This is a genomic window from Cryobacterium sp. Sr3 (genome assembly GCF_004402835.1).
Classification (GTDB): domain Bacteria; phylum Actinomycetota; class Actinomycetes; order Actinomycetales; family Microbacteriaceae; genus Cryobacterium; species Cryobacterium sandaracinum.
Genome location: NZ_SOFA01000010.1, coordinates 18870 through 35134 on the forward strand (window position 1 = coordinate 18870; position 16265 = coordinate 35134).

The 16265-nt window shown below is 61.9% G+C and carries 12 protein-coding genes; 9 read left to right on the forward strand and 3 right to left on the reverse strand.

Going from position 1 to position 16265, the window contains the following annotated elements:
* Positions 1-299 precede the first annotated feature (299 nt).
* Both E3N94_RS03240 and E3N94_RS03245 read left to right on the forward strand, forming a co-directional pair.
* Complete coding sequence (locus E3N94_RS03240) at positions 300-1451, forward strand: hypothetical protein (RefSeq protein ID WP_198416250.1); 1152 nt, start codon at positions 300-302, stop codon at positions 1449-1451.
* Positions 1448-2641, forward strand: a complete 1194-nt coding sequence (locus tag E3N94_RS03245; protein WP_134569782.1) for a hypothetical protein — start codon at positions 1448-1450, stop codon at positions 2639-2641. Before E3N94_RS03240 ends, E3N94_RS03245 begins: the two co-directional genes overlap by 4 nt.
* Positions 2642-3229: 588 nt before the next feature.
* On the opposite strand, the gene E3N94_RS03255 is transcribed toward E3N94_RS03245, so the two are convergent.
* Both E3N94_RS03255 and E3N94_RS03260 read right to left on the reverse strand, forming a co-directional pair.
* Entirely contained in the window at positions 3230-3766 is a 537-nt protein-coding gene (locus tag E3N94_RS03255; protein ID WP_134569783.1) for an LPD29 domain-containing protein, read from the reverse strand.
* A 12-nt stretch (positions 3767-3778) separates the two neighbouring features.
* A complete protein-coding gene (locus E3N94_RS03260; protein WP_134569784.1) occupies positions 3779-4045 on the reverse strand; it encodes a hypothetical protein in 267 nt (88 codons plus the stop codon).
* Positions 4046-4523: 478 nt separating this feature from the next.
* On the opposite strand from E3N94_RS03260, the gene dnaE reads away from it, so the two are divergent.
* Complete coding sequence (dnaE, locus tag E3N94_RS03265; protein ID WP_134569785.1) at positions 4524-7838, forward strand: DNA polymerase III subunit alpha; 3315 nt, start codon at positions 4524-4526, stop codon at positions 7836-7838.
* Positions 7839-8152: 314 nt separating this feature from the next.
* Complete coding sequence (locus E3N94_RS03270; RefSeq protein ID WP_134569786.1) at positions 8153-8944, forward strand: hypothetical protein; 792 nt, start codon at positions 8153-8155, stop codon at positions 8942-8944.
* A gap of 128 nt (positions 8945-9072) precedes the next feature.
* Here E3N94_RS03270 and E3N94_RS03275 read toward each other — a convergent pair whose 3' ends face one another.
* Positions 9073-9687: a recombinase family protein gene (locus E3N94_RS03275; RefSeq protein WP_134569787.1), complete on the reverse strand. Its 615-nt coding sequence runs from the start codon at positions 9685-9687 to the stop codon at positions 9073-9075.
* Positions 9688-10496: 809 nt separating this feature from the next.
* On the opposite strand from E3N94_RS03275, the gene E3N94_RS03280 reads away from it, so the two are divergent.
* From E3N94_RS03280 to E3N94_RS16715, 5 genes are all read left to right on the forward strand, one after another.
* A complete protein-coding gene (locus E3N94_RS03280) occupies positions 10497-12713 on the forward strand; it encodes an EAL domain-containing protein (RefSeq protein ID WP_166790051.1) in 2217 nt (738 codons plus the stop codon).
* Positions 12714-14320: 1607 nt separating this feature from the next.
* Positions 14321-14458, forward strand: coding sequence for a hypothetical protein (locus E3N94_RS17035; protein ID WP_241987048.1), 138 nt, complete (start codon positions 14321-14323; stop codon positions 14456-14458).
* The gene (locus tag E3N94_RS03290; protein ID WP_134569790.1) at positions 14437-14937 is read left to right on the forward strand and encodes an IS3 family transposase; all 501 of its coding nucleotides are present in this window, start codon (positions 14437-14439) and stop codon (positions 14935-14937) included. Before E3N94_RS17035 ends, E3N94_RS03290 begins: the two co-directional genes overlap by 22 nt.
* Before the next feature lie 332 nt (positions 14938-15269).
* Entirely contained in the window at positions 15270-15593 is a 324-nt protein-coding gene (locus E3N94_RS16710) for a helix-turn-helix domain-containing protein (protein ID WP_174776114.1), read from the forward strand.
* A gap of 138 nt (positions 15594-15731) precedes the next feature.
* Positions 15732-16154, forward strand: coding sequence for an IS30 family transposase (locus tag E3N94_RS16715; protein WP_174776115.1), 423 nt, complete (start codon positions 15732-15734; stop codon positions 16152-16154).
* The last annotated feature ends 111 nt before the right edge of the window (positions 16155-16265 follow it).

The following is a 16265-nucleotide window of genomic DNA, read 5'->3' on the forward strand; positions in this document are numbered from 1 at the left end:
CGGCCGTGCGCTTGCGTCTGCGGCATTGAGTCTTCAGTAGCGGGCCGCCCCTCGTCACGCTGGGAAGCGGGTCAACTGTATGATTTGTTCTGCCTGACGGGGGGGATTTTTTAACCGTTTGGCGGTGCTCCTCCTGCTCGTGTCCCTGGGGGTTCTGTATCCGAACTGGACATGGGGGGACCATCAAAGTGGAGAATTTTAAAGCTGGCCTACGATGCCAGGATGTGCATGCTGGGCTGCGCAACGTAGATCCGAACAGCGCGACACTGACCCCTCTGGCTGACACACGCATGGTTGGGATGGCCGCTAGCCTCGCCTCCCTGGTTCGCGGCCAGGACATCATTTCCGACGCAGAATCGCTGAAATCTATCGTCGCCGATCAGCTGGACATTAGCCCGTATGCCTTCGGACCGGTTCTCGAGACTCTCGAACGCGCCGATATGATCTCGATTCAGCGCAAGAACAAAAAGATAACTGGCTTCACGGAAACAGTCCCCTACCATCAGGATCTTTACGGGAGGCTCGGCGAATCTTGGAACGAAGGCGGGCCCAGCCAGTTTGAGCAGGAGATGCTTGCCGTTGTTGAACGGCTGGCATTCTCGCCAGTTCCAGCAGAAGAACTTGAAGCCGAACTTGGCCTCGATCGGATCGATACCCCGCGTCTAATCGAACTTGGAAAGGCCGCAAGTCTGGTCAAGGGGATATCAACGATTGATGGCGAGGTGCTCTACTCACCGTTCTTTGGCTTTGAGAATCCGGAGCTGCTCGGCGACTTGTTCTCCTCGCACGGCAGCAGCAGGGTCGCCGAAGACTTGGCTGCAGTTCGTGACCATCAGGGGCTGCCACTGGATGAGTTGGCAAACCCGGCTCTCGCGGATGCGATCAGTCGTGGCTTCATCATTGCCCCGTCGGTGAAACTTCCCAATGGCACTAATCAAGCATTCGCCACCCTGCCCTACCTGCCGGACAAGAGTCTCCTAACCGTCCGCAAAGCGGTACTTGAAAAAGCGCTGGCGGTCATCGCATGCACCCGCTGTGGACAGCACTTCGGCGGCGCCACAAGCACGCGGAATCCAGCCAGGGTCCTGACCGCGCTCATCGATCCGAACCGGGACTACACCCTGGGCGCGCACAGTTCTCACAAGCGTCAGTACCAGATGCTCTATCGAATGCAGATCGTGGATTTCATTCCTGCAGGGAATTGGGTTCGGCCAAAGCTGATTCTTACTCCTGACAATTTGGAAGCAGTCAGGCTTGCTCGGGATCTACTGACTTTCGGCGAGCCAATGTTTGACCGCAGCGGGGATGATGATGCGAAAGGGCTGCTCTCGCTGAGCTCTCCCTACCAGGCTCCGCTCCAAACCGTCGCTCGACTCAGGGACAGCGTGACTCTTAACGACGGCGAATATCGGGCCATGCTTGATGCAGCTATGGGGAGGTCCGTACTGTGAGTGAACTCGATCTTGGACTGAAGATGAACTCCCGCCGACTTCTCTGGCGCATGGGATTCACCACAAGGGTCGACGTGCCTCTGCGAACTCCAATTCCTGCGAATCCGAGGCGCCGAAACTCCTCTCGTTTTGAAACTTTCACGGATCTCGATGTGCTTGGAATATCGATCGTGTCTGGATTCGCGATTCGAAAAGTCATATCTGACTGCAAAACAACACAGCGAGGCTCAACGGAGAGGATGTTCTGGATTCGGGGCGTTTCGGATTTCTTCAATTCTGACGACGCGTGGATGGTCAGATCCAAGGACGTCACTGCCGCGTCGCGGCAGCTTGCGAGCCGACTGCGAATCTCAGTCCTCGAGCCGGCGGACCTCGCAAAACTTGAGGAGTTTCATCCCACTGAACTCGATCTCGACTCTGGTCCACTCTCCATCCTTTTCGACGAAACAAAGGTGAGCGCCTACGGGAAAGCCTTCACCGTTCTCGACAGCAAGATCCAACGACTTGTCGACTATCGCCAATTCGACTACTGGGTAATAGACGAGTATCGAAACCTGCAACAAGTTGTCGCTCAGCTAAGCCATGTCAAGACAGTCCTGGACCCGAATCAGCCCGCGCATAGAGCGCTCTTCATAGATTGCGCGTGGTTGTACGCCCTCTCACTCGCCCATGCAGCCCAGAATGTCCGAGCTGTTCACGTCGTCGGAGTTGATGGCGCACTCCAGCAGTACCTATTCGGAGGACAAGCCGGCCTTCAAGAGAAGCGCCAATTGGAATCGATCTTGAAGCGGCTTGCCCCAGGGGACTCGAGCGGCGGCGGAGTACTTCCGGAGTGGTACCCGCAACTTCTAGAGCTCTTGGTCAGACACCTGAGACGTCCCCACGCAGCGAACGACGAGTTGCGATATGCAGAATGGGCCGCCGAAGCGCAGCTGGCCAAGGAGCCGGCCTCACTGTCAGAAGCATTCGGATCCGCTTTTGATCCGCTCCCCGCAAAACTGCTCTCTGACATCTGCGGATTCCTGATTGGTGCTGCTGGCCTCGATCCACAATTCCGTGTATTTGCGCGCGGTGTCTTCCTGCAACCCAACCCTGGCGAGCCAGTCATCGCAGCCCCAGCGGAAGGAGTGAGCCTTTTCGATTCTGACGGGGGACGTAATCAAACGATCGAAGTCACCGAGGAGGTCTGATCCTCCTTCCGATTTCGTCGCAACGTGAAGAAGACTCCTGCCCTCTGAAGTCATTGAGCTCTCACCGAGGCCGTTGACCTGTCTGGTTTTGGTTCTCTTCGCTGGAATGGCTAGGTCCTGCCCGTCCCGCCGGAGTCTCGCCGGAGAATGCTGAGCGGTCCGCCCAACTGATGCGTGCGGAGAGTTCGCCCGATGCCTCGTCGTTGCCAGGTTCCGGGACGGCGCCGCTTCAACCGACTCCCGCGCTCTGTCCATAAAAGGCCGCAACCGTCGTGGGCGATTGCTCCGGTTGGTGAGTTGCTGGGGTGTGCAAACGCCCCCCCTTGATCGTCGTCAAGGGGGGCGTTTGGGCGATCAGGCTTGGTGGTGGTGTCTCCTTCTTGGTCTTCTTCGGCGTGGGCCGCGACCCAGGTGTCGGCGGCGGTGTCGGCGCCGACGGCGCGGAGCATCCCGGCGAGAGCGTCCACTTCTGTGCAGCTCATCCGCGGGCCCACGTCGCCCGCGAAGTCTGCGGCCGCGAACACGTCGACGAATCGGGCGGCTGCGGCGGTGTCTATGGTGGTTGTGTTCATTGCTGGTTCGCCTGGTCTATCGGGTGGGCACGGTGACGGTGCAGAGGTTGACGCGGTGCAAGATGACCTGGGCGATGTGCACGGGGCTGTAGATGTAATCGTGGAAGTGCCCCGCGACGTAGATCCCGTGGGGCACGGCGGCATCGTTGATGGGTTCGCCCTCGGGGGTGAATACGACGAGGTCTTTGTGGTCGCTGTCGGTGCTGATGAGGTGCTGCGCGACCCGGTATCCAGCGGCCGTGTAGTCGCGGTGGGTGTTGATCCCGTCGCAGGAATACCGCACGACCCGGGGCATGTCCTCGCCGTCGAACGCGACGAGCGCAGACCCTTGATCGTCGTAGCCGTCGGTCATGCCGTTGAACTTGCGGCCCTCGTACTGGCTGGTTACCGCGTTCACCTCGCGGTCGGTGGGGCCGTCGCTCCATGACACGTTCATCCATGCGGACGCGGTGCCGGTGCTCATCCGGACGCTGAACTTCACGCCGGGAAACGCGTTCTTCAACGCCACCCGAACCAACTTGGCGGTGTCTTTGGTGCTGATGTAGTCCGTCATGTTCGTATCTCCTCAGTTGCTCGGTGTGGTGGTGGTGGCCTGGTCGGCCTGGATGGCTTCCCAGTGGGCTAGCAGGGTCCGGAGTTCGTCAATCCGGGCGAGCTGGTCGGCGGTGCGCGCGGCGACGACTGCGGGGCGCTCGGGAGTGTGGGGTGTGGCGTATCCGTCCCAGGTCAGGAGGCGTTCGCGCCTGCGGATCGAGCTGGTGAGGTGGAATATCTTCCGCTCGACGTCAGCGGGAGTGACCTCGTGTGTGGGGGCCTGGATCTGTTCAAGCATTTTCTCTCCTCCAAATTTTTTTGCCTTTCGGCGGTTTTTCCGCCCTCATGGAGTGCTGTCGGGGTCAAGCCCCAAGGAACGGTTGCAGGCCAAAAGTTATGGCGGAGCGCAGCGGGGGAAGAAGTTTTTGCTGAAACTGTGACGACGGCTTGACGCCGGCAGCGCGCAGTGAACAATCCCCCAGACGAAAAGCAACAAAGTTCACGCGCGCCGACCTACGCAGTCGGGCACCAGGACTCCTCGTTATTTGGCTTGACCAGCGTCCGAGGAGCCGAACCGGCGACGCCGGCAGGCAGAGTCCGTGTCGTCACCGCGCCGGTGTCTGCCGATGTCCTCAACCTCTTCGGTATCGGCTCAGGCGACGTAGATGATGTGTCTATGACCTCCGCCTGTCGTGGGAAGACCTTGTCAGTGTCAGAGCCCCGACCTACACTCCCCATATCGAATAAACGTTCGATAGCAGGGGTTGGAGGTACAGATGCGACAGAGCTTCCCGCACCTCCACGTTGCCTCCGCGTACTCGCCGCACTACGGCGTGACCATGCCCGAGGTCCTCGTTGACCAGGCGGCCGCCGCCGGTGCTGACTTCCTCGCCCTCACCGACCGGGACGGGCTGTACGGGGCGGTCAAGCACGTGCGGGCGTGCGCGGCCGCCGGGATCCGGCCGGGCCTGGGCGCGGACCTGGCCGTCCACGACGATGAGCACCGGCCGCTCGGTCGGGTGACCCTGCTTGCCCACGGCGCGGATGGCCGCGGCTATGCCGCGCTCTGTCGGGCCGTGAGTTCCGCGCACGAGGCAGGCCGGGTGCCGAGCATCGACCGCCGCCGGCTCGCTACCTGGGCGGAGGGACGCACCCTCACCGTGCTCCTCGGGCCGCTCTCGGATGTGGGGCTCGCGGTGGAACGCCGGGACAGCACCGAGGCGGTCGCCGGGTTGCGCGCGTGGCTCCGCGTCATGCCGATCGGCTCGGTCACCCTCGAAGTCGTCTGCCACCTGGCGCCGAACGGGCAACGCGGGTCGGTGGCCGCGGCCACCCGGATGCTCGGGCTCGCCGAGGACACCGGGACCCCCGCCATCCTCTCCAACGCCGTCCGCTACGGCGAGCCAACTGACGCGACGACCGCGGACCTCGCCGACGCGACCCGACTCCTCACCCCGCTCGCCCAGCTCGAGGAGCCGCAGGCGAACGGGCAAGCCTGGCTGAAAGACGCACCACACATGCGCCAGGTCGCCCGCATGGTCATCGACGCCGGCGCCCGGAACCCCGGCGCCCTCGACCAACTGCTCCGAACCACCCAGGAGTTGGCGGACCGGTGCGCCCTGGACCCGGCCGCGGACATCGGACTCAGCACACCACGGATGCCGGAAGCCTCGATCATCGGCGTGGTCGGTGACCCGGTGGCTGAGCTCTGGCGACGGGCCCGCCACGGCATCGACGACCGCTACGCCGGCACCACCCTCGCCCGCGCCGCACACGAGGAGCTCGCACATGAGATGGAGACGGTCGAGCACCTCGGGTTCGCCGCTTATTTCTTGACCGTCGCCCGGGTCGCGGACCTGATCCGGGGCATGGGAGTCCGGGTGCAAGCGCGGGGGTCCGGTGTCGGCTCCGTCCTCAACTACGCGCTCCGCACCTCGTCGGTCGAACCGATTGAGAACGGGCTCATTTGGGAGCGGTTCCTCTCCCCCGAACGCCAGACCCTCCCCGACATTGATATCGACGTCGAATCCGCCAGGCGTCATGACATCTACCGGGAAGTGTTCCAGGTCTTCGGCGCCGACCGGGTGTCACTGATGTCGATGACCAACGCGTACCGGGGGCGGGGCGCCGTCCGGGACGCCGGGCTCGCCCTCGGCATGCCGGAGGACCAGGTCGCGGCGATCGCGAAGCAGATGTGGCGGTTCAACGCCCGCGACTTCCGCCGGGCCCTCGAGGAGAAACCCGAGCTCGCGGACCTTGCCCAGCAGGTGCGCGAGTCGCAGCAGCTGGACCAGTTGGTGGACCTGACGGCGAAGCTCGACCGGCTCCCCCGCCACATCAGCGTGCACCCGTGCGGCGTCATCCTCTCCGACACGTCCCTCCTCGACCGGACCCCGGTGCAACGCTCGGGGATGGGACTGCCGATGTCCCAGTTCGACAAGCACGATATGGACCCGATGGGCCTGATCAAGCTCGACATCCTCGGCGTCCGAATGCAATCGGCAATGGCCTTTGCGATCGAGGAGCACCGGCGCCTTACCGGCGAGACCATCGACTTGGACCGGGTTCCCCTCGACGACGAACCTACCTACGAAATGCTCCGCACCACCCGCACCCTCGGCGTCTTCCAACTCGAGTCCCCCGGACAGATGGAACTGATCGGGAAGCTCCAACCGGCAGTGTTCAACGACCTGACCGTGGAGATCAGCCTGTTCCGACCCGGCCCCATGCAAGCGAACATGCCCCTCCAGTATCTGAAGGCGCGGCACGGGGAAGTCGCACCCGACCACATGCACCCACGGTTCAAGCCCTTCTTGGCCGAAACCAACGGTGTCGTCGTCTTTCACGAGCAGGTGATGCGCCTCTTCGACGAGTTGACCGGCTGCGGCATGGGTAAGGCCGATGTGTTCCGTCGGCACCTCGGGAAATCTGGCGACCTTGCCGAGATTGAAGCGTACGTTCGGCAGCAGGCGGCTACCCGCGGGTTCCCGGCGCCGGTCGTGGACCGGGCGTGGAAGGTGCTGTCCGGGTTCGGCAGTTTCGGGTTCGCCAAAGCACACGGCGCGGCATTCGCCCGAACCACGTACGAGAGCGCCTGGCTGAAAACGCACCACCCGGCCACGTTCTTCGCCGGGCTCCTCACCCACGACCCCGGCATGTGGCCCAAGGACCTCATCGTTGCCGAAGCCCGCAACCTCGGCGTCCCCGTCCTCGGCCTCGACGTCCAGAAGTCCGCGCTGGACTACCGGGTCGAGCAGCTGGGCGACGGGCAGCTCGCCATCCGCCTTGCCCTGCCCGAACTCGCCGGATCCAGCGCGGTGGAGCGGCAGCGGATCGCCGGGCATCAACCGTTCTCCTCGTTGCAGGACTTCCGCGATCGGGTGCGGCCGCGCCGACGCACATTCGAAGCCCTGGCCCGGGTCGGCGCCCTCGACTCGTTCATCGGCTACGACCGGGCCCGCCGCGGCGACCTCCTCGCCCACATCCAAGGCCTCGGCGGCCGCGCCCTCCCCGTCGGCCCCGACCAGCTCGCCTTCGACATTGATCTGCCGCTGCCCGACTTCTACCGGGCAGTCACCGCCCTCGACCTCCGCGGCCGCACCCAAACAGACGTGGAACTCCGAGACCTCGGCCTCGCCGTCAGCCAGCACCAAATGACCCGTTTCTACCCCCTCTTCAAAGAACTCGGAGTCACACCTGCCTCGGAGCTTGCGAACCTGCCCGGCGGAACCGAAGTACTCGTCGCCGGGGTCCGACGTGCCACCCACACTCCCCCGATGCGTAGCGGCAAGCGCGTGGTCTTCCTCTCTCTCGACGACGGCAGCGGGCCAGTATCCAACGTGGTGTTCTTCCACGACGCCCAAGCAACGATCGGGGCGCCCGTGTTCCGCACCCACTACGCCCTCATCCGCGGCCGCACCCGGCGCACCGGCGCCCGCGGGGTTTCAGTGACCGGCGAGCAGATGTGGGACCTGCTCGACGTGGCAGGGAAGGTCTGGGCGCGTCAGGCCGCGGAGCTGGAACAGAAGCGGGTTGCGGTCGAGGCAGAGGCTGCGGACAACGTCATCCAGATGTGGAGACGGAGAGCGTGAAGTTCCCGACGCTATTCACAGGACGGGCGTTCCTTTAGACGCGCCTGACTGCGAATTCTCCCGGGCGGAGCAACGGGACGGTCCCTTCAGCAGAAGCTCCCTGGCCGTTTCGTGTCGATTTCCACACTCGGCAGCACAAATTCCGCCTTCGCCTGCACAGGCCGTTCACGCCACCACGGACCTTGGCTCTGTGCCAATAAGGTCCCTCATCTGATGTCGACATTCGGCTACTGCACGTCAGCCTAGGATCGGGGAGAGAGAGAAGATTTGGAGCTCAAATGTCGCGTTGGGTACCTCGGGGCATGGACCCTTCCATGAGAGAAGTTCTTGTCGAAGGCGTGCCTAGTTATATGAAACCCGCGCTCTTGGAGTTCCTAAAACCGCACCTTGCCCGTTCGTCATCATCGACTGGGTCTTGGTTCTTTCAGACGCAAACACTCATGCGGTACGACCTCGTCGCACGCCGTCAACCTTCATACATCGACCGTCTCGACCAGTCAACTTGGCCCGGTTTCTTTCTTAGGCTCGGTGATGACGAACTTTTAGACCTCGCTGATTGGGTCATTCATCAAAACAATCGCAGCATTGCCAACAATCTCGAACAACTCTTGGAAGCCGCGGGCTCGGTCTGGACAGTCGGTAGGCGTAACGGTCAGAGCGGACTCATTCGACGCATGCCCGAAAGCATACAAATCGCTGTTGAAGCGACCCTGCGCGAGGGTTCAGCAGGGAGTCTTCTCGGCGAGGCGTGGGCGGCCGCTTACGGCCGCAGTCCCGACCCTGAGGAGTCATACGAGAAAGCGATCAAGGCTGTTGAGGAAGTAGCGGCGAACATCGTCAGTCCAAAGAACGTGAGGGCCACTCTCGGCACGATGATCCGCGACATGAAAGCACAGCAGGACTGGACTGTTGAGCTGCCGGGTAACGAAGCAGGGGCGCTGGTCGTGATGGCCGAGGCGCTGTGGACCGGGCAAGAATCCCGTCACGGCGGAAACGGCTACCGGCATCCGACTCAGTTGGAAGCAGAAACGGCAGTGACCCTCGCTGTTGCCTTGGTGCAGTTGTTTGCGTCTGGCGCAGTGGGTAGACGTTCAATGAGTTCGTAGGATGCGTCTTGACGGCACGTTAGGATGCCCACACGCTGAACGACACCATGGTCCGCGGCGACGTGGTGCGCGCTACGCCTCGCCTCGCCCCATTGAGGATTCCCTTCTGACAGTGACCAGGTGGGCCACTACTTCTTCGAGAGGAGCTTCGCACCGTCCGACCGCAGCTCCCCCGCAGGTGAGACATGGCGGTACAACGTCTGCCGGGTGATCCCGAGCTCCTTGCAGAGGTCGCCAACCTTCGTTTCCTTCTGCCCCATCGCGGCCATGGCCAGGCGGACCTTGGCCGGCGTCATCTTGAACGGCCGCCCGCCCGTCCTCCCCCGTGCTCGAGCTGCGGCAAGCCCGGCGATTGTGCGCTCAGAGATGAGCGCCCGCTCGAACTCGGAGAGAGCAGCAAAGATTCCGAAGACGAGCTTCCCAGGTGCCGTCGTGGTGTCGATCGTTGCGCCCTCTCCGGTGAGCACCTTGAGGCCGATGCCACGGTCGGTGAGGTCATGCACCGTATTGACCAGATGCCGCAGGTCTCGACCGAGCCGGTCCAGCTTCCAAACCAGGAGCGTGTCACCATGACGCAGCGCCTTCAGGCAAGCCGCCAGGTGTGGCCGGTCGTCCTTCTTGCCGGATGCCATGTCCTCGTAGAGATCCCCTGCAGCGACGCCGGCAGCCAGGAGTGCGACTCGTTGTAGATCAGTGCTCTGCGAACCATCAGCTTTTGACACGCGCATGCATCCGACGAGCATGCTCGACCCCTGTCATTTAAACGTCCGATTACGTGACAACGTGATCGTCATCTCAACGCACTCAAAAATTGTCACACAACCAGTCATCTATTCTGCGTGCTGCAAAAGACGATCAAATCGTCCAATGTGACTGTTTGTGCTTTGTGGCGGCGTTCTGTGATCGCTATTTGGCGCATCGAATCTGAGGCCCTCGGCGATCCCGAGCGAGCTTCAGCGTCTTGTATCCCATGGGTTTCGACACACGCAGGATACGAGACGATAGTCAAGTGCCCACTGTCGTGATGTTCCCCGCTAGAGGAACCGCTATCGGGACGCACTCTTGTGCTGCCTCCGAGGACTAAGCGCCTTCGAAAATCCACTACTTCCGTTCAGGAGTGGGGGCCGAGATTCGGGGGGCTGGCACGCTGACGTCGAGTCAACGACCAGAGGAGACGTGATGCCGGCAGTAGGCGGGGCCGACGAGTCTTTTGGTCGGGGCTCCTTGTGGTCTGGCCTCAACTCACCCTGACACGTAGGGGGCACCGGGCTGCCGCGACCGCAGCGGACACCACGGACCCCACGCCGGACCGGCTGCGTCAGCGATTTTGATGAGTATCTGCGGCACGCCGACATGGATACCCCACCCTGAGATGCCTCGTTGTCAGTGTGCAATGCCGGCTACCGATTCGGTTCCGTCTGTGGGGGATCGATGCCGCTAGGTTGGTCCAAAGAGATGGGACCTGATGCTAGCGAACACACGCACGGAGCATGCTGACGTTTTGCCTAGCGTGACCGGTCGATCGAGTGTGTGGCCCCTTTGGGTGCTGGGGGTGACCCTGGTGAGCTATGTGGTCGGCTTGCTGATCAGAACCGGCCTGGATTTCAGCCCGCTCGTGGATGGTTGGCTGGGGATTCTGACCGTATGGGTTCCCGTTGCAGTGTGCTGGTCAGGAGCGCGGAGAACTAAATTTCGACGCTTGGACGTGCGACTGGCTTCGGCCGCCGTGACTGCCTTCGCTGTTGGGGACACGTACTTTGTTCTCGCGACGGCCGGAGGAGTGACGTTGCCGTATCCGTCGCTGGCCGATATCGGGTTCCTGGGTTTCTACCCCCTGATGTTGGGGGCGTTGGCCGCACTGGCGAGGCGTCAGATACGGGGGTTGGGCTGGCCCGTGATTTTGGATAGTGCCGTAGGGTCCCTGGGCGCGGCCGCCGTGCTGGCGGTACTGCTCGACCCAATTATAAAGTCCGCCATCGACATCCCCGCCTCCCCAGCCACAGCATTCGCGGTCGCCTACCCCCTTTTCGACCTGCTGCTGGTGTCCGTCTTCGTCGGGATCGGAGCATCTCAAGGCAAGAAAATTAGTCGAGGCTGGGCCCTTCTTGTGCTCGGGCTGGTGGCCTTTGCTGCCACCGATGTCGTTCACGCGTCACTGGAGTTGAACGGCATGTACGTGGTGGGGACTCCTCTGGACGCGGGCTGGGCCCTCGGACTCGCCCTGATCGCCTTATGGGTCGATGGGGAGGCCAATTCCGACAAGAAGAGGAACCCCTCAGTCTGGTCAATTCCCGTCCAGACGGTGCCAACGATAGCGACCGCCGCCAGCCTAGGCGTTCTGATTCTGGGTACCACCCAGCTGCGGATCTCTCCACTCGCGGTGGTGACGGCAGCCCTGTCGCTGATTCTGGCAGCATTGCCCTTGGTGTTTCGGCAGCGGATCCGGATCGCTGACGCCCATCGCCAAGCATGGACCGATGATCTTACTGGGTTGCCAAACCGGCGGGCCATCTCCGCTTGTATTCCCGTGCGTCTCGCGACCGATCTGCGCCGAAAGAGCGCACTGCTGCTGCTCGATCTCGACAAGTTCAAGGAGGTCAACGACAGCCTCGGACACGACGTAGGTGACCGCCTCTTGATCCAAGTCGCCGCGCGACTGTCAGGACAACTCCGCCAGACAGATCTACTCGCGCGCGTCGGCGGGGATGAGTTCGTGATCCACCTCGACAGCTCAGGCCCCGACCAAGCGGAAGCTGTGGCCCTGAAGCTGCGTGCGGCGTTGGCGCAGCCATTCACCCTGGCGGGGATCACAGTAGAAGCAAGCGCCAGTATTGGAATCGCAATCTACCCCGAGCAGGGCGACAGTCTTACCGTACTCATGCGCAAGGCAGACATGGCCATGTACAAGGCGAAAACAACCCGCAGCGGACACCACATCTATCGAAACGATGACGACAGCCACGGCGAAACCCGACTCCGCACACTGGAGGAATTGCGTCTGGCGCTGCATGAGGACCAACTGGTGCTGCACTATCAACCTAAAATTAATCTCCAGACCGATGACGTTTGCGGAGTAGAGGCACTCGTCCGCTGGAACCACCCCACGAGAGGACAGCTACAACCCGACGCCTTCCTCCACTTGGTCGAGGAAGGCGGGCTCATGCACGCCATGACCCAAATCGTTCTTGAGAAAGCCCTAGACCAGACCGCAATCTGGCATGCGCAGGGCCGATTCCTGACAGTAGCGGTAAACATCTCGGCCAGCTCACTGATTGACACAGCCCTGCCCGAATGCATCAGCTCCATGGTGGCCGCCCGAGGCCTATCGCCATCAGTGCTCGTATTGGAGATCACCGAAGATTTCTTGATGGCCGACCGGGACCGTGCCCACGCAATACTGACACGGTTACGGGCCTCGGGCGTGCGGATCGCTGTGGATGATTTCGGCACCGGCTATAGCTCTTTGGCGTACCTGCGTGACCTCCCCATCGACGAACTTAAACTCGACAAATCATTTGTCATACCCATGGCCGGCGATCCCCGGGCGACTGCATTGGTCGTTTCCACCATCGACCTTGCCCATAGCCTCGGCCTGCGCATGGTCGCTGAAGGCGTAGAAAACAGTGCTTCCTACTCGGATCTGGCCGTCTGCGGCTGCGACGCCGCACAAGGATTCTTCATATCTCGACCAGTCCCCGCAGCCCAGCTGGACGAATGGTTCGTTAGCCGACAAGAGGGACCAACCAAAGCGGCCAGCAAATCGAACTGACCTCAAGATCCGCGGTGGATCCTCGAGCACCGAAACCCCGACCGGCTTCGGACCGAGCACCGTGGTGGCCTCAAACCGGCTTTAGGAAATCCGTAAGCCACGTTGCGTCTAGCCCTGCAGCCACCGGCGCCACTCGTTTCGGTACTTCACTGAAGAGAGCTTCAGTCCTCGCTGCGGCGACGAACTAGCCGCTCGCGAAGAGTGCACTGCACGACTCCAAGACCCACGGCTTCACTCACGCCGCCAGGGATGCCGGTTTTCCCGTCTTCCTCGGGGTCGGCGTGCTCCCGCCAGCAGGGTTGTTGACAGTGGCGTTCGCCACGCACTAGATGAACACCCGTCATTAGGAAGGCGCTGCTCGGCGGGGCAGTGGCACTCCACTGAGTACTTTCGTTCGGATGGATTGTTCTCAACTCGCTCGGCACTGACGTCGAGGTCTGGGCAACCGCACAAGTTCGCCTCAGAGCCCCATCGATCAGGCTCGACGGAGCCGCTCACAACTTCGCCCAGAAGTTGATCGGCGGCCACGGCAAATTCGATCATCCCGAACTCCCCACGATTCCTGAGACACGACCATTGCAGATGGGCTGGCTGGGACAGCCGAGTGCTAACACCCACTGAAAACAGGGCCAACACGGCCGATTTCATGGGCATTCCCGGGTCGACGCGGCAGTGTTCAATGTCCTCAAAAACCTACAGCCCGAAGCCATCGCGAGCATCGGCCCTGCAAACGGCACACACAGCTACGTCGCGCAGATAAGCATCAAATTGAACACGGGGAAATGCAAAATAGGCGACGAAGTCACTATCGCTATCCCTAACCCTCTGGTGCTCGCGAGTTGCTACAGGCCCGTGGATTACAACCCGGATGCTCCCACCGTGGAGAACATCGTCGTCGTGCTTCAATTGGACCGGAATTGACGAATGTCGGCTGTTGTCTGCCTCCGACTCCCATTAGCCCTTCACATGCTCTCTAGTGAGGTGTCCATGGCCTTGACCCCAGCGAGTGGACACCTCACTAGAGAGAATGTTCACGATGGCAAGATCACTCCGGGAGTTCACTCCTGAGTTCAAAGACGAGGCCAACAAACTGGTGATCAACACCGGTCGCGCGGTGGCAACCGTCTCCCGTGAGCTGGGCGTCAACGAAGCCACCCTGGGCCGTTGGGTGAACCTGTTCAAGTCCAGCCAAGTCGCTGGCGAGGGCGGGGTCACGGAGACCGAGAAGGTCGAACTGCTGCGGCTGCGCAACGAGAACAGCGACCTGAAACTGGACCGGGCGTTCCTAAAAAAGCCTTCCTCTTCTTCGCCCAGGAAGCCTCGGATTCGAACGCCAAGCGTTCGCACTGATGCTGGTGGCAAGACCAACTTCAGCATCGTCCGAATGGGATGCCTCCTCGTCGTGTCCCGGTCGGGTTACTACGCCCGGCTGGGCCGCAGCCCGTCTGGGAGGGCGGTCCAGCAGGAGAACATCGAGCAAAAGGTTGCACGGTTCCACAGCGACTCAAACGAGGTTTATGGGCCCCGCAGTTCCTCGCCGACCTCCGTGCCGATGGCGAGATCATCTCCCGCAAGACCGTGGTTACGTTCATGCGTCGCCTGGACTGGTGGGCATCAGCCCGAAATACTGGCGCACCACCACGGTCAGCCAAGCCGAGGACGCCTACCCCGTCGACGCCGTCAAACGGCAGTGGGATACCGAGGCCCTGAACCAGGTTTTTGAGTGGGCGGCATCACCTACTTGAGGACTTGGGAGGGGTGGCTGTATTTGGCCACCGTCATCGACGCGCACGCGGGCCGCGTTATCGGCTGGGCGATCGCCGACCACATGCGCACCGACCTCATCCAGGACGCCCTGCTCATGGCGATGGCTCTCCGCGGTGAGCGGCCCGAGCAGGTCATCTTTTACTCCGATCGTGGCACCCAATACGCGTCAGCGCAGATCACCGCGTTCGCGAAAGCGCACCGCATCACCCGGTCTATGGGCTATACCGGGGTCTGCTGGGACAACGCGATGGCGGAAAGTTTCTTCGCCACGCTCAAGACCGAGTTCTACCACCGAGGCGTCTGGCCCAGCAAAAACAAAGCATCCCGGGAAGTCGGCGCATGGATCGAGGACCACTACAACCTGCGCCGCCGGCACACCTCCCTAGGCCAGATCAGCCCCGTCGACTTCGAGCCGCAATACTCGAACCAGACCGCGGACTTCGCGAAAGCCGCATAACCTCGTGTCCACTAACCACAGGCGAGGCCACTCATTAGATCGTCTCGGTATTTTGGCCGTCTTTCAACCCATGGGTAGCGAGTTCAGGTGGTGAGAGCAACACCCCGAGTTCCGTGGGGTGTTGTCGATGGCTCGACCGTTGTCGCCTTTGCGTGTCCGTTTGACGTTTGGGGGGGATCTGAAGGAAATCCGCGTCCGACTGGGTATCGGTGGTTAAGCGAGCATCAGAAGGTGCTGCCATCACCGATTCAGGATTTAAGTGTTGCCCGTGTCGGGCTTTTATCGTTGCGAGAGCGAGAAGAGATCGGGTTCCAACTCACCCGGGTCACTGGGTGCGCCGCATCGCAGCGGCACTGGGCCGGGCGCCGTCAACGATCAGCCGGGAAGTAACCAAAAACCAGGTCGTCGGCCGCTACGTGCCTTCGCTCGCGCAGGAGCAGACCTGGGCACGGGCTCGGCGGCCAAGAGCCCGAAAGCTGGACGGGTTAGCGTTACGGGAACAAGTCGCCACGATGCTCACCGATCGGTTCAGCCCGGAACCGGTCGCGGGCCGACTGAAAGTCAAGCATCCGGAGAATCCGGAGATGCAGGTGTCGCACGAGACGATCTACCAGGCCCTCTACGTGCAGGGCCGCAGAGGTTCCGGGAGATGGTGATGATCTCCGACCGCCCGCCGGAGATCGAGGACCGCGCCGTTCCCGGGCATTGGGAGGGCGACCTGATCATCGGCTCGACCTCGTCGAAGTCCGCGATCGGAACCCTTCTCGAACGGACTACGGACTACGGGATACGTGATGCTGCTGCATTTGCCCGGGGATCACACCGCTCGCACCGTGGCCGACGCGATGATTGTGGCAATGAATACCCTCGTGGAACAGCTGCGCCGTTCGACCACCTGGGATCAGGGAGCAGAGATGTCTCGACACCAGGAAATCACGATGGCGACCGGGATGCCGATCTGCTTTTGCGCTCCGCACTCGCCCTGGCAGCGTGGCAGCAACGAGAACACCAACGGGCTCTTGCGCGAGTACTTTCCAAAAGGCACAGACCTGTCCTTTCACGGGCCCGGGATCCTCGAGAACGTCGCTGCGGAACTCAACCGCCGGCCCCGCAAACGCCACGGCTACCGAACACCCACAGAAGTCCTCGCCACGCTAATCTCGAACCCAACCAATCAAACCGGTGTTGCAGACACCACTAGAGTTCGCCTGTTTTGACACACTGAAATTATGAAACACCACGCACATGCGGTCCACCAAGGGGTGAGTTAGCCGCACCCTGGGTTTCCTCCCGGAATCGAACCCTGACGGGGACGGCACCGCCAGGCT

Bases quoted from the DNA above. Each gene is read 5' to 3' on its own strand.
- E3N94_RS03240 (WP_198416250.1), top strand. From the start codon at position 300: ATGGCCGCTAGCCTCGCCTCCCTGGTTCGCGGCCAGGACATCATTTCC.
- E3N94_RS03255 (WP_134569783.1), bottom strand. From the start codon at position 3,766: ATGACGGACTACATCAGCACCAAAGACACCGCCAAGTTGGTTCGGGTG.
- E3N94_RS03260 (WP_134569784.1), bottom strand. From the start codon at position 4,045: ATGCTTGAACAGATCCAGGCCCCCACACACGAGGTCACTCCCGCTGAC.
- dnaE (WP_134569785.1), top strand. From the start codon at position 4,524: ATGCGACAGAGCTTCCCGCACCTCCACGTTGCCTCCGCGTACTCGCCG.
- E3N94_RS03270 (WP_134569786.1), top strand. From the start codon at position 8,153: ATGAGAGAAGTTCTTGTCGAAGGCGTGCCTAGTTATATGAAACCCGCG.
- E3N94_RS03275 (WP_134569787.1), bottom strand. From the start codon at position 9,687: ATGCTCGTCGGATGCATGCGCGTGTCAAAAGCTGATGGTTCGCAGAGC.
- E3N94_RS16715 (WP_174776115.1), top strand. From the start codon at position 15,732: ATGCTGCTGCATTTGCCCGGGGATCACACCGCTCGCACCGTGGCCGAC.